At 34.2% G+C, this 17249-nt stretch carries 16 protein-coding genes and 1 pseudogene; 7 read left to right on the forward strand and 10 right to left on the reverse strand.

The annotated features are described in order from the left end of the window. Window positions 1–20: 20 nt before the first annotated feature. Entirely contained in the window at window positions 21–1184 is a 1164-nt protein-coding gene (locus tag C7J90_RS11700) for an SdrH family protein (protein WP_106465149.1), read from the reverse strand. Window positions 1185–1449: 265 nt separating this feature from the next. On the opposite strand from C7J90_RS11700, the gene C7J90_RS11705 reads away from it, so the two are divergent. Further along, the gene (locus C7J90_RS11705; protein ID WP_103209745.1) at window positions 1450–2256 is read left to right on the forward strand and encodes a carbon-nitrogen family hydrolase; all 807 of its coding nucleotides are present in this window, start codon (window positions 1450–1452) and stop codon (window positions 2254–2256) included. A 248-nt stretch (window positions 2257–2504) separates the two neighbouring features. Here C7J90_RS11705 and C7J90_RS11710 read toward each other — a convergent pair whose 3' ends face one another. Beyond that, the gene (locus C7J90_RS11710; protein ID WP_194295051.1) at window positions 2505–2618 is read right to left on the reverse strand and encodes a delta-lysin family phenol-soluble modulin; all 114 of its coding nucleotides are present in this window, start codon (window positions 2616–2618) and stop codon (window positions 2505–2507) included. A 362-nt stretch (window positions 2619–2980) separates the two neighbouring features. On the opposite strand from C7J90_RS11710, the gene C7J90_RS11715 reads away from it, so the two are divergent. The 4 genes and pseudogenes from C7J90_RS11715 to agrA all read left to right on the forward strand — a co-directional run bounded on the left by C7J90_RS11715 (window position 2981) and on the right by agrA (window position 5751). Continuing rightward, entirely contained in the window at window positions 2981–3547 is a 567-nt protein-coding gene (locus C7J90_RS11715) for an accessory gene regulator AgrB (protein ID WP_103207462.1), read from the forward strand. 2 nt (window positions 3548–3549) lie between these two features. Next, complete coding sequence (agrD, locus tag C7J90_RS11720) at window positions 3550–3687, forward strand: cyclic lactone autoinducer peptide AgrD (RefSeq protein ID WP_103207460.1); 138 nt, start codon at window positions 3550–3552, stop codon at window positions 3685–3687. A gap of 35 nt (window positions 3688–3722) precedes the next feature. Continuing rightward, window positions 3723–5020 (forward strand): annotated as a pseudogene (gene agrC, locus C7J90_RS11725) (quorum-sensing sensor histidine kinase AgrC). Between the two features lie 14 nt (window positions 5021–5034). Further along, entirely contained in the window at window positions 5035–5751 is a 717-nt protein-coding gene (gene agrA, locus C7J90_RS11730) for a quorum-sensing response regulator AgrA (RefSeq protein ID WP_103207458.1), read from the forward strand. Between the two features lie 88 nt (window positions 5752–5839). Here agrA and C7J90_RS11735 read toward each other — a convergent pair whose 3' ends face one another. The 4 genes from C7J90_RS11735 to C7J90_RS11750 form a co-directional block, all read right to left on the reverse strand. Continuing rightward, entirely contained in the window at window positions 5840–7324 is a 1485-nt protein-coding gene (locus tag C7J90_RS11735; protein ID WP_103207456.1) for a sucrose-6-phosphate hydrolase, read from the reverse strand. A gap of 224 nt (window positions 7325–7548) precedes the next feature. After that, entirely contained in the window at window positions 7549–7773 is a 225-nt protein-coding gene (locus C7J90_RS11740) for a sulfurtransferase TusA family protein (RefSeq protein WP_103207455.1), read from the reverse strand. A gap of 17 nt (window positions 7774–7790) precedes the next feature. Continuing rightward, window positions 7791–8867: a YeeE/YedE family protein gene (locus C7J90_RS11745; RefSeq protein WP_103207453.1), complete on the reverse strand. Its 1077-nt coding sequence runs from the start codon at window positions 8865–8867 to the stop codon at window positions 7791–7793. 665 nt (window positions 8868–9532) lie between these two features. Further along, on the reverse strand, window positions 9533–10177 hold the full coding sequence (locus C7J90_RS11750; protein WP_103207451.1) for a redox-sensing transcriptional repressor Rex: 645 nt from the start codon (window positions 10175–10177) through the stop codon (window positions 9533–9535). Window positions 10178–10329: 152 nt separating this feature from the next. Here C7J90_RS11750 and C7J90_RS11755 point away from each other — a divergent pair, with 152 nt between their 5' ends. Next, window positions 10330–12282 (forward strand): ABC-F family ATP-binding cassette domain-containing protein, encoded by a 1953-nt coding sequence (locus C7J90_RS11755; RefSeq protein ID WP_103207449.1) that lies wholly within the window; start codon window positions 10330–10332, stop codon window positions 12280–12282. A 189-nt stretch (window positions 12283–12471) separates the two neighbouring features. Here C7J90_RS11755 and tsaD read toward each other — a convergent pair whose 3' ends face one another. From tsaD to tsaE, 4 genes are read right to left on the reverse strand one after another with little or no spacing between them, the layout of a single operon-like run. Then, a complete protein-coding gene (tsaD, locus tag C7J90_RS11760; RefSeq protein WP_103207447.1) occupies window positions 12472–13494 on the reverse strand; it encodes a tRNA (adenosine(37)-N6)-threonylcarbamoyltransferase complex transferase subunit TsaD in 1023 nt (340 codons plus the stop codon). Then, window positions 13487–13912 carry a ribosomal protein S18-alanine N-acetyltransferase gene (gene rimI / locus C7J90_RS11765; RefSeq protein WP_103207463.1) on the reverse strand — a complete coding sequence of 142 codons (426 nt, stop codon included), beginning with the start codon at window positions 13910–13912 and terminating at the stop codon, window positions 13487–13489. Before rimI ends, tsaD begins: the two co-directional genes overlap by 8 nt. A gap of 11 nt (window positions 13913–13923) precedes the next feature. Then, entirely contained in the window at window positions 13924–14589 is a 666-nt protein-coding gene (gene tsaB, locus C7J90_RS11770; RefSeq protein ID WP_103207446.1) for a tRNA (adenosine(37)-N6)-threonylcarbamoyltransferase complex dimerization subunit type 1 TsaB, read from the reverse strand. Next, complete coding sequence (gene tsaE, locus C7J90_RS11775; RefSeq protein WP_103207444.1) at window positions 14582–15031, reverse strand: tRNA (adenosine(37)-N6)-threonylcarbamoyltransferase complex ATPase subunit type 1 TsaE; 450 nt, start codon at window positions 15029–15031, stop codon at window positions 14582–14584. Before tsaE ends, tsaB begins: the two co-directional genes overlap by 8 nt. Window positions 15032–15522: 491 nt before the next feature. Between tsaE and ilvD the strand changes: the two genes are divergently transcribed. Then, on the forward strand, window positions 15523–17211 hold the full coding sequence (ilvD, locus tag C7J90_RS11780) for a dihydroxy-acid dehydratase (RefSeq protein WP_103207443.1): 1689 nt from the start codon (window positions 15523–15525) through the stop codon (window positions 17209–17211). Window positions 17212–17249: the final 38 nt, after the last annotated feature.

The following is a 17249-nucleotide window of genomic DNA, read 5'->3' on the forward strand; positions in this document are numbered from 1 at the left end:
ACTCTCCTTAACTTATATCTTTATCTTTTACGCCATATCAAAAACGCGACTAAAAAAGCAATTAATACACATATTATAATAAAACATACTTCTTTGAAAGTATTCAAATGTCGATTTGAGTGATGCTTATCCTGATGGTGTTGTCCTGCTCCCATATTTTCACCATTTTGTTCAATTGTTTCGACTTTATCTTGTGCTTTACCCGCTATTGGTCGATTAGCAGGCGTTTTGAGTCCTGGCATGGCGCCTGCTTCACCATTCATTAATGCTAAAACTTGTTTGTCTAAATTTTTGTAATATGAATCTGAATTCAGCGGATTAAAATACTGAAATCTAAAATATTCCGAATCCTGTTGAAGTTGATTTAAAAACCGATTATCTTGAAATGGCATCTTTTTATCAATATTTTGAAATTCTTGATCATTTAAAAATCCTGATGCTTCTAAATTTTGAAGTCTTTCCATAAATAATGGATTATATTTAAAATTATTATCTAAAGCATTAAAGTATTGATTAAATCGATTTGTTTTTTCAGACATGTTAGGCTCAGTTTGATTATGATTTAAAGCGCCTTCAGATGACTGAGGCAGATTTGTGCCATGGTTCCCTTGAGGAGGGTTCGTTACGTTCCCTTCACTGCTTTCTTGTTCAGTACTTGGCTCTTCTGTTGGTTTTTCTTCGCTACTTTCTTGTTCAGTGCTTGGCTCTTCTGTTGGTTTTTCTTCGCTACTTTCTTGTTCAGTGCTTGGCTCTTCTGTCGGTTTTTCTTCACTGCTTTCTTGTTCAGTGCTTGGCTCTTCTGTCGGTTTTTCTTCACTGCTTTCTTGTTCAGTGCTTGGTTCTTCTGTCGGTCTTTCTTCACTGCTTCCTTGCTCAGTACTTGGTTCTTCTGTCGGTCTTTCTTCACTGCTTCCTTGCTCAGTACTTGGCTCTTCTGTCGGTTTTTCTTCGCTGCTTTCTTGTTCAGTGCTTGGCTCTTCTGTTGGTTTTTCTTCACTGCTTTCTTGTTCAGTACTTGGTTCTTCCTTCATCCCAACTTTATATGTAATATCTTGATTTGATACATTGTTTGAATTTTCAACGGCATATGCTAAATCCGTTTGATTGGTATTAGAACCGAGCATTGTACTGCCGACTATTAAAGTAGATATGCTGATTGCTAGTTTGAATTTAGTAAACGACATCTTTTCACCTCCAGAAAGCTTTAATTGTTCAACCAAAGTTGATATCAAAGACGTATAATGCTTTCGACAGAAAATAGCATTATTTGTTAATCCCAATTGATTATAACACTAAAACTATATTACTTTAATTACTTTTAATATACATTTTAATTAAACTTTTTTGTTTTTTCATATCAATTTAACATGATATATGTTCACTTTGTATATTTGTTTAAACTCTAGTAGACTTAACATTAACAAACCAAATGATTTCGGGGGTGCCTTTATGTATATACAGCTTTTCCAAATTGAAATCGAACCCGCTAATGCTTCAAAAAACAAAGAAAAAATACGGTATTTATTTGAGCAATATGTTGATGACTCCATTGATCTCGTTGTTCTACCAGAAATGTGGAATAATGGTTATGCATTAGATAGACTCTATCAACTTGCCGATGTAAACCTAAAAGATTCCTATCCATTTATAAAGAATTTAGCTAAAACATATGATGTTGATATTATTGCTGGATCTGTATCAAATCAAAAAAAGACAGGATTATATAACACTGCTTTTGCAGTTAATCGTCAAGGATATAAAATTTATGAGTATGATAAAATCCACCTTGTCCCAATGCTTGATGAACCTCGTTATTTAGATGCCGGGCAAAAGGTTCCATACACTTTCACATTAAGCGATGGTATTCAAGGTACACAAATCATATGTTACGATTTACGTTTTCCAGAATTAAGTCGTTATCCATCTGCAACAGGTGCTGAAATACTTTTTTATGTTGCCCAATGGCCTATTACACGTTTGTCCCATTGGCGCTCTCTTTTACAAGCTCGTGCAATTGAAAACGATGCATATGTTGTCGCAACTAATAGTTGTGGTCATGATGGCAAAACTGAATATGCCGGGCATTCTATGATTATTAGTCCAAATGGCGATGTAATTGATGAAGCTAACGAACATGAAACTGTAATCACTGCAAAAATTGATATTAGCAAAGTTGCAGAACAAAGACAAAAGATACCAGTATTTGAAAATATGCGTCCAAACATTTATCGTTATTTCAATCATAAAAATTTATAAAAAATAAATAACCAAGCAAGTTTGGGAGAGACTTGCTTGGTTACCTTTTATTATATTAAGGGAATGTTTATTAATTACAGTTATTCTATTTATTATAATTGGGGATGTTATTAATTATGAAAAAATTAGTGAATTTACCGATTATTAAATAATGTTTACACTAGCTTTGTTAATTTTGGAACTAACAACTTCGTTCGATATTTCTTATACATACGGAAAAGATTGCAATAATTACTATGTAACCGTAATTATTTAGTGAATTTTTGGACTGTTTCAGCGATTAATTTAACGAAATCAATAACTGTAGAAATGATATCTTGTGCCATAATTGCCACCTCCTCCATTATTGTAGTAATTTCCATAGACAAATAGATGTTTAAATCCTTAGTATGCGTAAACTGAGCGAAGAATACAAAATACTAAGATGTAAACTGACTTCACTTAGATTAAAAGTCATTGGTTAAATAGTCATTCTGCTTCAATCACTATTTAATGAAATGACTAATCACTAACTTGTGATTATGTTTATATTAGAACATATCATATTATTAAATTGTTAATTTTTGCGTAACTTATCATTTTTTCTACTTAACTGTTAAAAAAATATGTTAAAATACGTTTGAATCAAAATAAGTATACAGTTAAGCATAATAATACGACAGTTAGGCAAAAATAACTAATTCAAACAAGTTGTGCTATATAATTTAATTAAGGAGGTCAGATAGTGCGTATTATTGATCAAGCCATTGAACAATTTGCTCTTAAGTTAAAAGAAAAACAACATTTAGACCACATTGAATTTTTAAAAGTACGCTTAGGGATGCAAGTTGTTGCTATTAATTTATTTAAAGGCATCGTCACATACGGACTTGCACTCCTACTTAATATATTTTTATACACACTTACAGTTCATATTAGTTATTTTGTTTTAAGGTACTTCTCTCATGGCGCTCATGCGAAGTCATCCTTATTATGTCATATACAAAATATTGTTTTTTTTGTTATTATCCCATTTTTAATTAATTATTATGACATAACATTTAGTTATATGTTATTCTTAACTATAATAGGATTGATTGTTGTTATACGATACGCTCCTGCAGCTACTCGTAAACAGCCTATTAAATCATCACGTAAAAAAGGGCTAAAATTGAAATCAATCGTTACGATGGTTGCTTTAATTGTGATTTCGATTTTTATGCCTCAACCGTATCAACAATTAATTTGTTACGGTTTAATTTTACAAGCAGTAACGTTATTACCAATATTTTTCTTTAAGGAGGAGCATTAATTATGAATTTTTTAGAGAATGTTTTATCTTTAATTACTAAACTTTTCCAAGTGATTGGTAACTTTGCTAAAATCAACACTTGCACTGTTTATTTTGATGAGCCTGAAGTCCCTAGAGAGCTACTTGACTCAAATAAATAACATTATCAACTAATATTAGAGAGTGTGTATAAAATTTGGAAATTTTAATTGTTGTGGTTTTGAGCTTATTTCAAGCATTTGTTTTATTTACAGTCACTAATATCATTCTAATTGACAGACCAATATACACTCGAAGGGATTACCTCTCTATATTACTAGGGATTGTAGTCCCTTCAACTATTTTATTCCTTTTTATTGGTAAGGCCAGTTTATTTTTCCTTATATTTGGTTTTTTGATTCTTTTTTTAGAAAAAAGAAAATAATTGGTATAATCAGTGTTGTAGTTAGTGTATTAATACTTATATTATGTGACTTTATTTCTACATTATTTTATCAGTATATTTTAACTTTTAATCTCAATTATTATATTGTTCAAATATTGTATGCTGCTGCTTTTATGTTTGCTAGTTTTCTCATTGCATTTGCGTTCAGAAAATTAATGAATTTATTAAAATTATCATGGTTATACGTTAATCGAATTTATTTATTATTTTTATTTGGTTTACTTGTAGTTTTCTTTATCACGATTTATTTTTATCGTCCTACGTCCGTAAGTAGCCTCGATGATATGTTAAGCATTGCTTATCTTGTTATGTTGTATTTCCTTGCATTTATCTCAGTCATCACCCTTGTAACAATTAGTGTAGCAAGAGAAATACGTTATCGCCGAAGTCAAAAAGAAGTAGAAGACTACTACAAATATACACTTCAAATTGAAAAAATTAATAATCGCATGCGTAAGTTTCGTCATGATTATATTAATATTCTTTCGACGATGTCTGAATATTTACGTGAAGAAGATATAGAAGGACTTAAACAATATTTTAGCGACCATATTACACCGTTAAAAAGTAATTTCGAAATGAACACTTTACAACTGAATGGTATTGATCAATTAAAAGTCCGTGAGATTAAAGGCCTTATAACAACAAAAATCTTACAAGCTCAAGAAAATCATATCGAAATCAGTGTTGAAGTTGCCGATGAGATTACACAAATTAATATGGAACTGATTGATCTCAGCCGTGCTTTAGGTATTATAATGGATAATGCTATTGAAGCTTCACTAAATATTGAAAATCCAATGATTCAAATCGCTTTCATTAAAACTGATAACTCTGTTTTAATCATCATTATGAATAAAGCACCTAAAAATTTACCAAAGTTACATACTTTGTTTAAAGAAGGCTTTTCAACTAAAGGAGGCAACCGTGGATTAGGGTTATCGACTTTAAAAGAGATTACCGATAATACTGAAAACGTTTTGCTTGATACGACCATTGAGAACCAATATTTTATTCAAAAACTTGAAATTATGAATGAAGAGATGTAAGGAAGTGATGATACATGAAAATACTGATTTGCGAAGATGATCCAAAACAACGTGAACGAATGCAACAAATTATTGAGAATTATATTATGATTGAAGAAAAACCAATGGAAGTTGAAATTGCAACAAATGATCCATATGAGATTTTAGAAGCTGCTAAAAATATGTCAGACATTGGCTGCTATTTTTTAGATATTCAACTTGAATCTGATATCAATGGTATTAAGTTAGGTAGTGAAATTAGAAAACATGATCCTGTTGGAAATATTATTTTTGTAACAAGTCACAGTGAGTTAACATATCTCACATTTGTTTATAAAGTAGCCGCACTTGACTTTATTTTTAAAGATGATCCTGACGAATTGCAAACGCGTATTATTGATTGTTTAGAAACTGCATTAAAACGTTTAGACTTATTAACAAAAGACAATACCATTGAAACATTAGAGCTAAAGCGCGGTAGTAGTTCTGTTTATGTCAATTATGATGAAGTGATGTTTTTCGAGTCTTCTCCAAAGTCTCACCGTTTAATCGCACATTTGGACAACCGTCAAATTGAATTTTATGGTAATCTCAAGGAACTTGCACAACTTGATGACCGCTTCGTCCGTTGTCACAATAGTTTTGTTTTAAATCGACATAATATTTCACATGTTGACTCTAAAGAACGCATCGCTTATTTTAAAAACGACGAGTATTGTTATGTCTCTGTTCGTAATCTCAAAAAAATATAAAATAGTAAGGATTCTCGACAATCGCTAGTGGTTTTCAAAATGGTTTTCCCAATTTTGATCTCCTATCATTTTGTCGAGAATCCTATTTTTATAATTCTATGCTTTTCATATTGTATTTAGACATTTTTAAATAAACTTGCCCAGAATCAGTCGCCACTCTAATTTTGTTAGCATTTTCACTTGGAAAAATACGTGAAGTAAGGACACGTTCACCTTCATTACAGAAAATTTCGATGCTTGATGTATCTACAAAAATGCGCAGTTGATATAATTCAGTTTCCAAAGTTGCTTTCCTCTCTGTACCTTTGACAGGTATCGGCAATGCACCACTATCAAAACGTTCAAGTGATATTTCTTTTGTTAAACTATTATATCTGATGACTGTATGTTCATTTTTAGAAGCTCTCAACTGAAATTCAATTGCTGATGCTTCATTTTCGAGTATGTCGACAACAAGTTCATATTGCTTCCCTTCGTATGGATGCAGTTGCTTGAAAAACTTATTCGCATAGCCAAGCGCCGTTTCTTTTTCTTCTCTTAATTTTCTTAAATTCATATGTGGTTTTTGCTTTAAGATGCCACTTTCAATCGTTAACGTTCTAGGTAAAGTTAAACAATGTGCCCAACCTTCATTGTCAGTGGGATATTCTGTATCTGGAAGTCCCATCCATCCAATTAAAACACGTCGTCCCACTTCATCTTCAAACGTCTGAGGCGCATAAAAATCAAAACCATTATCTAAAGTTTGAAATGAACCGTGTGAAAATTTGAGTGTGTCAAAGTCCAATTCTCCTATGATATAACCACTTAAATATTTATTCTGAAATTGCTCTTCCTCTGAATCTAGCGCTCTAGGACAAAATAATAGTACATCTTTACCATTCAATTGAAAGAAATCTGGGGATTCCCAAAATGACCCAAAGTTTTCTAAATCTGTCTCGATTTCTCCTACAAATCTCCATTCGCTCTCTGGTTGCTCTGCTTCATAGAGGACTACACAACCAGTTAAATCATCTCTTTGAGCACCTATAATTGCATATAATTTTCCATCTCGTTTAAATACTTTGGGAAAACCAAAATTTTGCGTATAGCCTTTTGGAGGATGAGGAATTGCAGGTGGATTTAATTTTTCAACTTTACCATTATTCATTTTGGCAACAATTTGGCTGCTTTGACGATCCCAGTCTTTTGTTCGATGATTACCTGTATACATCACATAAAGGTTATTTTGATAGGTAAAAGCACTCCCACTATAGACTCCGTGGCTATCATATGCTGAATCAGGCTTTAATAACATACCTTCTCTATGATATTCAACGAGATCTGAACTTGTATAGTAATACCAATACTTCAAACCATGTACTGCCCCAAGTGGAAACCATTGATGCGCAATATGATACTGTCCATTTGTATAAATGAGACCATTGGGATGATTTAAAAGCCCTGACAACGGTTGTATGTGAAATCTTTGACGATATTTAGAAAGACCCACCTTTTCTTTTAGAGCTTCAAATTCATGCTGTGGCATTGATTCTATTGGTCGATACCGTTGATCACGACTCCATTGTTCCATTAACCATTTCCTCCTATACTTATCACAAGTTGATTTGCGTATGAATTTCGTTAAATATACCTCAATGGTTATTTTATCATATTCTCATCCTTTCATGTCATGCTCCTTAACTTCTACATTCGTTTTTCTTATCAAGAGAAATAGTTGGTTATCGTGGCATTCGTATCAAAAAATTCAATCAAAACCTCCTTAAAATTAAGCTTTAAGGAGGCCTGTCATAGTTATTATACTTTTTGGACTGTTATCGTCCATGATGCATCATCGAGCTGTTCAAAATGGTTGATGGGATAATTTTGTTCTGCTGCCCAATTCGGGATAGATTCAGTCGCTTGAGTACAATCAAAATCAATTTTGAGCTCATCTCCAGCGCTTAATTCCTCCATTTTCTTTTGAGCTTCTATTAATGGAAATGGACATACCATTCCTACTGTACCTAATTCATAAATCATATTGTATCCTCCTTTTTTTATGATACACTTACAGATCGTTGAGCCGATTGCACACGTGCTGCTTTTAATGGTTTAACAAATAAAAAGTAACTCATAAACCATGTTCCTAATATCATAAAGGCTAATGCTAACCAGCCTTGCCAAGATAAAGCTGCCGTTGCAACAAGACCATTACCAATAGAACATCCCCCTGCAACTGCTGCACCAAATCCCATACATGCACCACCCAACGCACTGTTACGAATGGTCTTTTTATCAGGTAATCTCCATTTAAATTCGCGTGATCCTCGTGCTGCTATATATGATCCTACAAAAATACCTAAAACTAGAAATACACCCCAATCTAACACCGACACATCTCCTGTCGTTAGAAATTGAACAATATTCGCTGATGGTGTTGTTATCCCTAATCCACCCGCTCTACCTGTAGATTCGCTCATTGGCCATGCGATTAATGCAATGAGACCAATCGCAATCGCAGCAACGAATGGATGTATACGCTTTTCAAATAAAAGGTGACGTATCCCTGTATAACGCGACTTTAATTTTGGAATCGCAATGTTTGATTTTGGCTTACGAAGCGTTTTAACGACGACAAATAATGTAATGCTAATAAGTACAATCAACCATATCCAACCGGGGATTCCAGTTGAAGATGCCATATCAGCGTTGGTAACAGTCGTACTATTGATTTGATCTTTTAGTGGCAATAAAATGCCATATTTGGAAACCGCGGCCAAAAAACCATACATCGCTAATGCTATCCAACTGCCAATTAGCCCTTCACCAGCTCTGTAGTATGTACCAGTAGCGCATCCACCAGCTAGTATTATACCGACACCAAATATAAAAGAACCGATTATCGTACCAATAATGGGAAATGTTCCATTATCAATATGAATAACGCCTGCAGTGTTAAGCCCGTATATGCCAATAGCTTGTATCGTAATCGCAATTAAAAGTGCGTAAAATATTTTATTATTTTTTTGCACGTACATATCTCTAAATCCGCCTGTCAAACAAAAACGAGTACGTTGCATTACAAAACCTAATAACACCCCTACAATTAGTCCACTTATGATTGTCCAAATCAAATAAACCCCTCCTATATCCGATTAACATTATATGAATTATAGAATAAATTATCCCTTTTGACAAGGCCATTTTAAAAATGGATGCTACTATTTACTTTTTAATTCAAACATAAAAGATTCGTTTATTATATGGGGCGTTCTTCAATTCTATTTTTGAGCATCTTTAAAATAGTGGCAAAAAATTATAAGAGGATAAAATTTTTAGAAGCTATTTATGATAGAAGGATAATAATAAACTTAATAGATTAAAAACTTTGTATAGAGTGGTTTACAGAAAAGCATTCATACTCGTTTTGATCGGAAAGAATGACTACAGTTAAGCACTGATATATTTAACTTAAGGAATATTAGCCTCATTTATGAGTACATACAATATAATTGAGCCATACTCCAATAATAAAACTCCCTTCCCAATATTTAAATGTTCCTCAGAAATCGGGTCATCTTTTTCCAATTGATGGCTCGATTTTTTGCATAAAAATAACGAGACTTATCCGGGGCTAAAGTGTCATAAACTTATATCATTTGTCATTAACGATTAAGTTTATTCACGACATTAGTGTATGCGTTATGACAATTTTTATTCTGACTAAAGGCCCCTATATCTCGCGTTCTTTTAATATACTTTTTTATTGAGCAGATAATTATAACCTAGTATCGCCCGTTTACTGTTGCTTTCCATAATTTTTCATAAAGAATAATAATGATTGTAATTCAACACCTAGATCAATTTGGTGAACCTGAACATGATTAGGTGTCACTACGCGTTTAGGTGTGAAATTAAGAATTCCTTTAATACCTGATTTTACTAAATGATCAGTAACTTCTTGAGCTACGGCAGCTGGTGTTGTAAGTATCATTACCTCAATACAGTGTTTTTGAATAACTTCTTCAATTTCTTCCATAGATTTAACTTTGACATTACCGATTTGACTCCCTATAATATTGGGATCAATATCAAACGCCTCAGTAATAGTCATATCATCATGAATTGAGAAGTTATAACTAATTAAAGCCTTACCTAAATGACCTACTCCAATGACACCGATTTTAATAATATCTGCATCGCTCAATTCAGATTTAAAAAATTCTAATAAACTATCTATATTATAGCCATACCCCTTTTTTCCTAACTCACCAAAATACGAAAAATCACGTCGAATTGTTGCAGAATCAATATTTAACCCTTCACTAATCGCTTTAGAGTTGACTCTATCTTCACCTTTAGCTTTTAAAGTGTTAACAAAACGATAATATAGCGGTAGACGTTTTAATGTCGCTCTCGGAATTTTGTTTACCTCTTTCGCCATTTGCAAACCTCCAAATCATTTTCAGATATTTGTGATAAACTTCACAGTATATACACTTACAATTATACCCGAATATAACTAGTAATAAAACAGTAACTATTTTATAGATGAATCATTTATTGTAAAATATAATATTGAGAGGAGTATGCCTAATGATATTAATGCAATTGAATCAAATCTCAAAATCCTTTGATGGCGAAACGATTTTTGAGAATGTTCATTTTGAAATTAAAACTGGAGAGCGTATCGGCATAGTAGGTCGTAACGGTGCGGGAAAATCAACACTAATGAAGCTGATTGCCGGTGTTGAAGGATACGACGAAGGACATATTTCAAAAATTAAAAATTTACGCCTCGGTTATTTGACACAACAAATGACTTTAGACACGCAAAATACCGTGTATGAAGAAATGTCAAAACCATTCGTGTATCATCAATCTTTAGCAGATAAGATGCAAGTCGAAGTTGATTGGTTAAGTCAACACGTTGATCAGCACGATACAACTGCGTATCGAGAACACCTCCAACGTTATGAAAATATCTCAAATGAATTTGAGAAGTTGGGCGGTTATCAAGTGGATAGTAAGATTAAAACTGTTTTAAATGGGCTTAACTTCTCTGAAAAAGACTACCAACGACCGGTGAATGACTTTAGCGGTGGACAAAAAACCCGATTGTCACTTGCTCAAATGTTATTAAGTGAACCTGATTTATTATTACTAGATGAGCCGACCAACCATTTAGATATGGAAACGACACAATGGCTTGAAGATTATTTGAAATTTTTCAAAGGGGCCATTGTCATTATCTCACATGATCGTTATTTTCTAGATAAAATAGTAACACAGATTTACGATGTCTCTCTTGGTGAAGTGAAGCATTATGTCGGTAACTACGAAAAGTTCATTCAACAACGTGATCAATACTTTCAAAAGCGCCTTGCAGAGTATGAACGTCAACAAGCTGAGATTAAGCGACTAGAAAATTTTGTCGACAAAAATATTACAAGAGCTTCTACAAGTGGAATGGCTAAAAGTAGACGCAAAATGTTAGAAAAAATGGAACGTATCGAAAAGCCTATGCTTGATGCAAGAAGTGCCGATATAAAGTTTGACTTTCAACGTAATACGGGAAATGATGTTTTCCATATCCGTCAGCTTGAGATTGGCTACGATTCCCCTATTACATCACCTATCAATTTAGAAGTCACTAAAGGGGATCACATCGCTGTAATTGGGCCCAATGGTATTGGTAAATCTACGTTTATTAAAACTTTAGCTCAACGCTTACCAATACTATCGGGCGAAATCATACCTGGCGCTAATTTGAAGATCGGCTATTATGATCAAAAGCAAGCTGAATTTTCTTCTAACAAAACGATTTTAGATTATGTCTGGGATCAATATAAACATATGCCTGAAAAAGATGTTCGAGCTGTGCTAGGTCGATTTTTGTTCACTCAAGACGATACAAAAAAAATTATTCACGACTTGTCTGGTGGCGAAAAGGCACGTCTACAACTTGCTTTATTGATGTTAGAAGAAAATAATGTACTGATTTTAGACGAGCCGACTAACCATCTTGATATCGATTCTAAAGAGATGCTTGAGCATGCGCTTTTAAATTTTGAAGGGACTCTTATTTTTGTTTCTCATGATCGCTATTTTATTCAAGCACTTGCCAATAAAATATTTGATTTAGATCATAATGGTGGCACTGCTTATTTAGGGCATTATCAGTATTACTTAGATAAATTAGAAGAGCAGCATGCACTTGTAGCACACCAACAATCCCAAACACCTGAATTGAAGACGCATCAATCCAAAGCAACAACACCCGAACACTCAGACTATCAAGATCAAAAAGCCATACGCCGAGATAAACGTAAAATTGAACGTCAAATCGAAGCATTAGAAGCTGAAATTTCACAATTTGAATATCAAATTGAAGCAATAGACCAAAAAATGGTCGATGATACTATTTTAAATGATTATGAACAATCACAATTATTAGCTGACGAGCGAATTGAAATCGAAGCCCAACTAGATCAAATCTTATCCAATTGGGAAGCATTACAATTAAAATTAGCTGATTACGAGACATAAAAATTTAACATGCACAACCGTTGCTGTAAACACGTTTTTCCAATCAGTCATGTTACCGGTAATCGATGTTCAATGAGTGACTTCTTAAAAGAGCCTAACAGATTAGCAAAAGTTAAAGCGTCATTTTGCTAACTGTTAGGCTCTCTTTAAAGTCAAAATGGATTTTCATCAACCTGGATGAATGCTATTTCATACTGAATACATTTCAAGATCCATACTACTTTTTCCATTCAATGTCATATCTCCAAAAATCCCTTTTTGATAAATATAGTAACCCGCTGCACCTATCATGGCTGCATTATCCGTACACAGTTTCGGTTGCGGTATAGAAAGTTCGATATGTCTTTTTTGTGTCTCTACTTCAAGTGCTTTGCGTAACCCTTTGTTACTTGCGACACCGCCTGCAACAATTAACTGTTTGACACCATATGATTCACAAGCGCGCATCGCTTTTTTGACCAATACCTCCACAACACTATTTTGAAAGCTTGTGGCCACATTTTTCGGATCGATTTCTTCACCTTTTTGATTAAGATTATGCAATTTGTTAATCACTGCACTTTTCAATCCACTAAAACTAAAGTCATAGCTATCTGGTTCTAGCCATACTCTCGGAAATGCGTACAAGTCTTCACCTTCTGCTGCCAACTGATCAATAATGGGCCCTCCAGGATAAGATAATCCAATAGTACGAGCGACTTTATCATATGCTTCTCCTACTGCATCATCACGTGTTTCTCCAATCACTTCAAAATTTAAATGATCCTTCATATATACAAGTTCAGTATGACCACCTGACACAATTAAAGCTATTAATGGAAATTTCAACGCTTGTTCAAGTTGGTTTGCATACACATGTCCTGCAATATGATGTACTGGAATTAATGGTTTTTGATGAGCAAATGCTAATGCTTTTGCTGCATTGACCCCTACTAATAAAGCACCAATAAGACCCGGCCCTTGTGTGACTGCAATGGCATCAATATCTGACATTGTCTTTTCAGCAGTCTGTAGTGCATTGTCGATCATAATGGTCATATTTTCAACATGATGACGGCTTGCAACTTCAGGTACAACACCGCCAAAACGTTTGTGACTTTCAATTTGACTTAACACACTGTTACTTAAAATATGCTTGCCATTTTCAACTACACTTACGCTTGTTTCATCACAACTCGTTTCAATCGCAAGTATTAATGTTTGTTTACTCATTTAAATTCACCCACATTACTAATGCATCCTCTCCATCACCATAATAATTTTTTCGACGTCCACCATATTCGAACCCTAACTTTTCATATACATGCTGTGCTGTATGATTTTCTACACGTACTTCTAAACTCATTAATGTTGCAACAGCACTAGCAAAATTCATCACGTATTTTAACATAAGTTGTCCTAACCCTAGTCCGCGATAATTCGGCTCAATCGCTATAGTCGTAATTTGCGCTTGATCTACTACAATCCATATACCGCAGTACCCAATCACTTTATTTTCATATTCCATAATAAAGTAATGGGCAAAATTATTTTCAAGTATTTCGTGATAAAACGCATCAATTGTCCAAGAGCTCCCCATGAAACTTACACGTTCAATATCAGTTACAGCGGGTACATCTTCAACACTCATACGTCTTATGTTTAATTGCTGTTGGATTGCTGCTGATTCAACCAATTTTGTTCAGCCTCCGATAATTTTAAATACTCTGGTACAAAGCTATGAATTGTAACAGGCTCACCTTTTAGCGCATCCATTTTTTCTGCTTGTGGCAAATTCAATTTTTTGTCAAAATGCGACAAATCATCAAATTGAAGTACATCTCTTCCAACTAGTACAACTTTTGAAGCTTGATTCAATTTTTCTAAAAGTGTCTCCAATGCTACATATTGATCTTCCATTATTGCAATTAATTCGCCGTTTTGCCATTGATATATACCAGCATAAACATAGTGACGTCGTGCATCGATAATAGGTACAATCCAACAATCTGTTTCGTCAGTTGTCGCTGCTAATGCTTTTAATGATGAGACACCATATAAATTCAAATTCAGTGTATAAGCTAATGTTTTAGCTGTTGTGACACCAATTCTTAATCCTGTGTACGAACCTGGACCTTTGGCTACTATAATATCGGTTAACGCATTGGGTAAAATGTTAGCCTCTTTTAGTAATGATTCGATAAGGGGCATTAATTGCACAGAATGATTACGTTTAATAGAAGATGTATGTGTGTTTAAAACGTAACCCTCTTTCATAAGTGATACAGATATCGGTTGATTGGATGTATCAATACATAAACTATACACGATCTAATGCCTCCTTCACTGCCAAATAGTGTTCTCCGTGAGCACTGAGACTAATCATTCGTTCATCTTCATTCACAACATCGATTGATATTTTTAAAAAGTCTTCAGGTAAAAAAGGTTCGATAAATTGACTCCATTCAATAACAGTCACTGCATTATCATTAAAGTACTCATCAAACCCTAAATCTTCGTCCGAATCCTCTAAACGATAACAATCCATATGATGAAAGTTTAACGAGTCCCCTTTATAAGATTTTATAATATTAAATGTAGGAGAATTTATCGTTCTTTTGACACCAAGTTCACGACCGATAAATTGTGATAATGTCGTTTTTCCAGCCCCTAAGTTTCCATCTAATAATATGACATCCTTAGCTTTTAAAAACGAAACAAGATGATTTGCAAATTGTTGCATATCTTTTAAATTTTTTATCTTAATCATTTCATTTACTCCCTGATCATTTTTCCTATCTATTGTAACAGATTTTGCTTTATTTGACTTAGTCAGTCAACCATAGCAAACCCATTTCATAAAAATAGATGCTATAACTTAAATTTATGACTCACCCTTTCATAGAATCATAAAGCGTACCTTATACGCTTCAATTTTCAGAAATTTCAAATTTGCTGTTGACATCATTTAAGTTATACGGTAAATTAAAAACATAAATTTTCTTACAATTCATTCAATTCACAATATAAAATTTTATTATCCATTTAACTTAGAAAGGAGCGTTATATGATGAATAGACAATCTAAATCTAACTTTGTACAATTAAATGTCATTATTTTATTACGCTCAGGGCTGGAGCTTTAGTGATTTTTGACTAAAGACTTAAGTCCTATTTCAAGTTGAATGGGACTTTACAATACGTCCCAATCCAAATTGGGGCGTATTTTTTTATTTTATAAACGGCCAAGGGGGAATCACTGATGAGAAGTGACATGATAAAAAAAGGAGATCATCAAGCACCAGCCAGAAGCTTATTACACGCGACTGGTCAAATTAAATCACCTACTGATATGAATAAGCCATTTATTGCGATATGCAATTCTTACATCGATATCGTCCCTGGACATGTCCATTTAAGAGAACTCGGAGACATTGCTAAAGAAGCAATCCGTGAAGCTGGCGGTATTCCATTTGAGTTTAATACGATTGGTGTCGATGATGGTATTGCGATGGGACACATTGGCATGCGTTACTCATTACCAAGTAGAGAAATTATTGCAGATGCTGCTGAAACAGTCATTAACGCTCACTGGTTTGACGGCGTATTTTACATTCCTAATTGTGACAAAATTACTCCTGGTATGTTGTTAGCAGCAGTTAGAACAAATGTCCCAGCAATCTTTTGCTCTGGAGGCCCTATGAAAGCTGGATTATCTGCTCAAGGCAAAGCCCTTACTTTATCATCTATGTTTGAAGCAGTCGGCGCCTTTAAAGAAGGTTCCATGACAAAAGAAGAGTTTCTAGATATGGAACAGAATGCTTGTCCAACTTGTGGCTCATGTTCAGGTATGTTTACTGCAAATTCTATGAACTGCCTAATGGAAATTTTAGGTTTAGCTTTACCGTACAATGGGACAGCATTAGCCATCAGCGATCAGCGACGAGATATGATTAAACAAGCAGCTAAACGATTAGTTGAAAATGTCAAAAATGATATTAAGCCTAGAGATATTATTACAAAAGAAGCGATTGATGATGCATTTGCTTTAGATATGGCTATGGGGGGCTCTACTAACACCGTGCTGCATACACTTGCTATTGCTAATGAAGCGGGTATCGACTATGACTTGTCAAGAATTAATGATATTGCTAAGAAAACACCTTATTTATCTAAAATTGCACCTAGTTCATCCTATTCTATGGAAGATGTTCACCATGCAGGCGGTGTTCCAGCAATCATTAACGAATTAATGAAAAAAGAAGGTGTTTTACATCCGGATCGCATCACAGTAACTGGCCAAACGCTACGAGAAAATAATCAAGATCAGTCAATTTTAAACGATGAAGTCATTCGAACACTTGATAATCCTTATGATCAACAAGGTGGTTTATCCATACTGTTTGGTAATATCGCTCCAGATGGCGCTGTCATTAAAGTGGGGGGTGTTGATCCATCTATCAAAACATTTACTGGTGAAGCCATTTGTTTCGACAGTCATGATGAAGCAGTTGCTGCAATTGATGATCACCGAGTCCGAGCGGGACATGTAGTTGTGATTCGTTACGAAGGTCCTAAAGGTGGCCCGGGTATGCCAGAGATGCTTGCCCCAACCTCTTCAATTGTAGGCCGTGGATTAGGAAAAGATGTTGCACTTATTACCGATGGCCGCTTCTCTGGTGCTACGCGTGGTATCGCTGTTGGTCATATTTCTCCAGAAGCTGCATCTGGCGGTCCCATCGGATTAATTGAGGATGGTGATACGATTACTATTGATTTAACAAATCGTCATTTAACATTACATGTCGACCAAATCATATTAGATGAACGTAAAAATACGCTCAAACCTTTTAAGGCCAAAGTCAAAACTGGATATTTAGCTCGATATACCTCTCTCGTTACAAGTGCAAATACCGGTGGCGTGATGCAAGTACCAGAACACTTAATCTAAAAATATAGGAGGGAATCATCATGGTAAAATCAGAAAAA

Origin of the sequence: Staphylococcus felis (assembly GCF_003012915.1) — a bacterium.
Lineage (GTDB): Bacteria > Bacillota > Bacilli > Staphylococcales > Staphylococcaceae > Staphylococcus > Staphylococcus felis.

Excerpts from the sequence above, each read along its gene's own strand:
- C7J90_RS11700 (WP_106465149.1), bottom strand. The coding sequence starts at position 1,184 with ATGTCGTTTACTAAATTCAAACTAGCAATCAGCATATCTACTTTAATA.
- C7J90_RS11705 (WP_103209745.1), top strand. The coding sequence starts at position 1,450 with ATGTATATACAGCTTTTCCAAATTGAAATCGAACCCGCTAATGCTTCA.
- C7J90_RS11710 (WP_194295051.1), bottom strand. The coding sequence starts at position 2,618 with ATGGAAATTACTACAATAATGGAGGAGGTGGCAATTATGGCACAAGAT.
- agrD (WP_103207460.1), top strand. The coding sequence starts at position 3,550 with ATGAATTTTTTAGAGAATGTTTTATCTTTAATTACTAAACTTTTCCAA.
- agrA (WP_103207458.1), top strand. The coding sequence starts at position 5,035 with ATGAAAATACTGATTTGCGAAGATGATCCAAAACAACGTGAACGAATG.
- C7J90_RS11735 (WP_103207456.1), bottom strand. The coding sequence starts at position 7,324 with ATGGAACAATGGAGTCGTGATCAACGGTATCGACCAATAGAATCAATG.
- C7J90_RS11740 (WP_103207455.1), bottom strand. The coding sequence starts at position 7,773 with ATGATTTATGAATTAGGTACAGTAGGAATGGTATGTCCATTTCCATTA.
- C7J90_RS11750 (WP_103207451.1), bottom strand. The coding sequence starts at position 10,177 with ATGGCGAAAGAGGTAAACAAAATTCCGAGAGCGACATTAAAACGTCTA.
- C7J90_RS11755 (WP_103207449.1), top strand. The coding sequence starts at position 10,330 with ATGATATTAATGCAATTGAATCAAATCTCAAAATCCTTTGATGGCGAA.
- tsaD (WP_103207447.1), bottom strand. The coding sequence starts at position 13,494 with ATGAGTAAACAAACATTAATACTTGCGATTGAAACGAGTTGTGATGAA.
- rimI (WP_103207463.1), bottom strand. The coding sequence starts at position 13,912 with ATGAGTGTTGAAGATGTACCCGCTGTAACTGATATTGAACGTGTAAGT.
- tsaE (WP_103207444.1), bottom strand. The coding sequence starts at position 15,031 with ATGATTAAGATAAAAAATTTAAAAGATATGCAACAATTTGCAAATCAT.
- ilvD (WP_103207443.1), top strand. The coding sequence starts at position 15,523 with ATGAGAAGTGACATGATAAAAAAAGGAGATCATCAAGCACCAGCCAGA.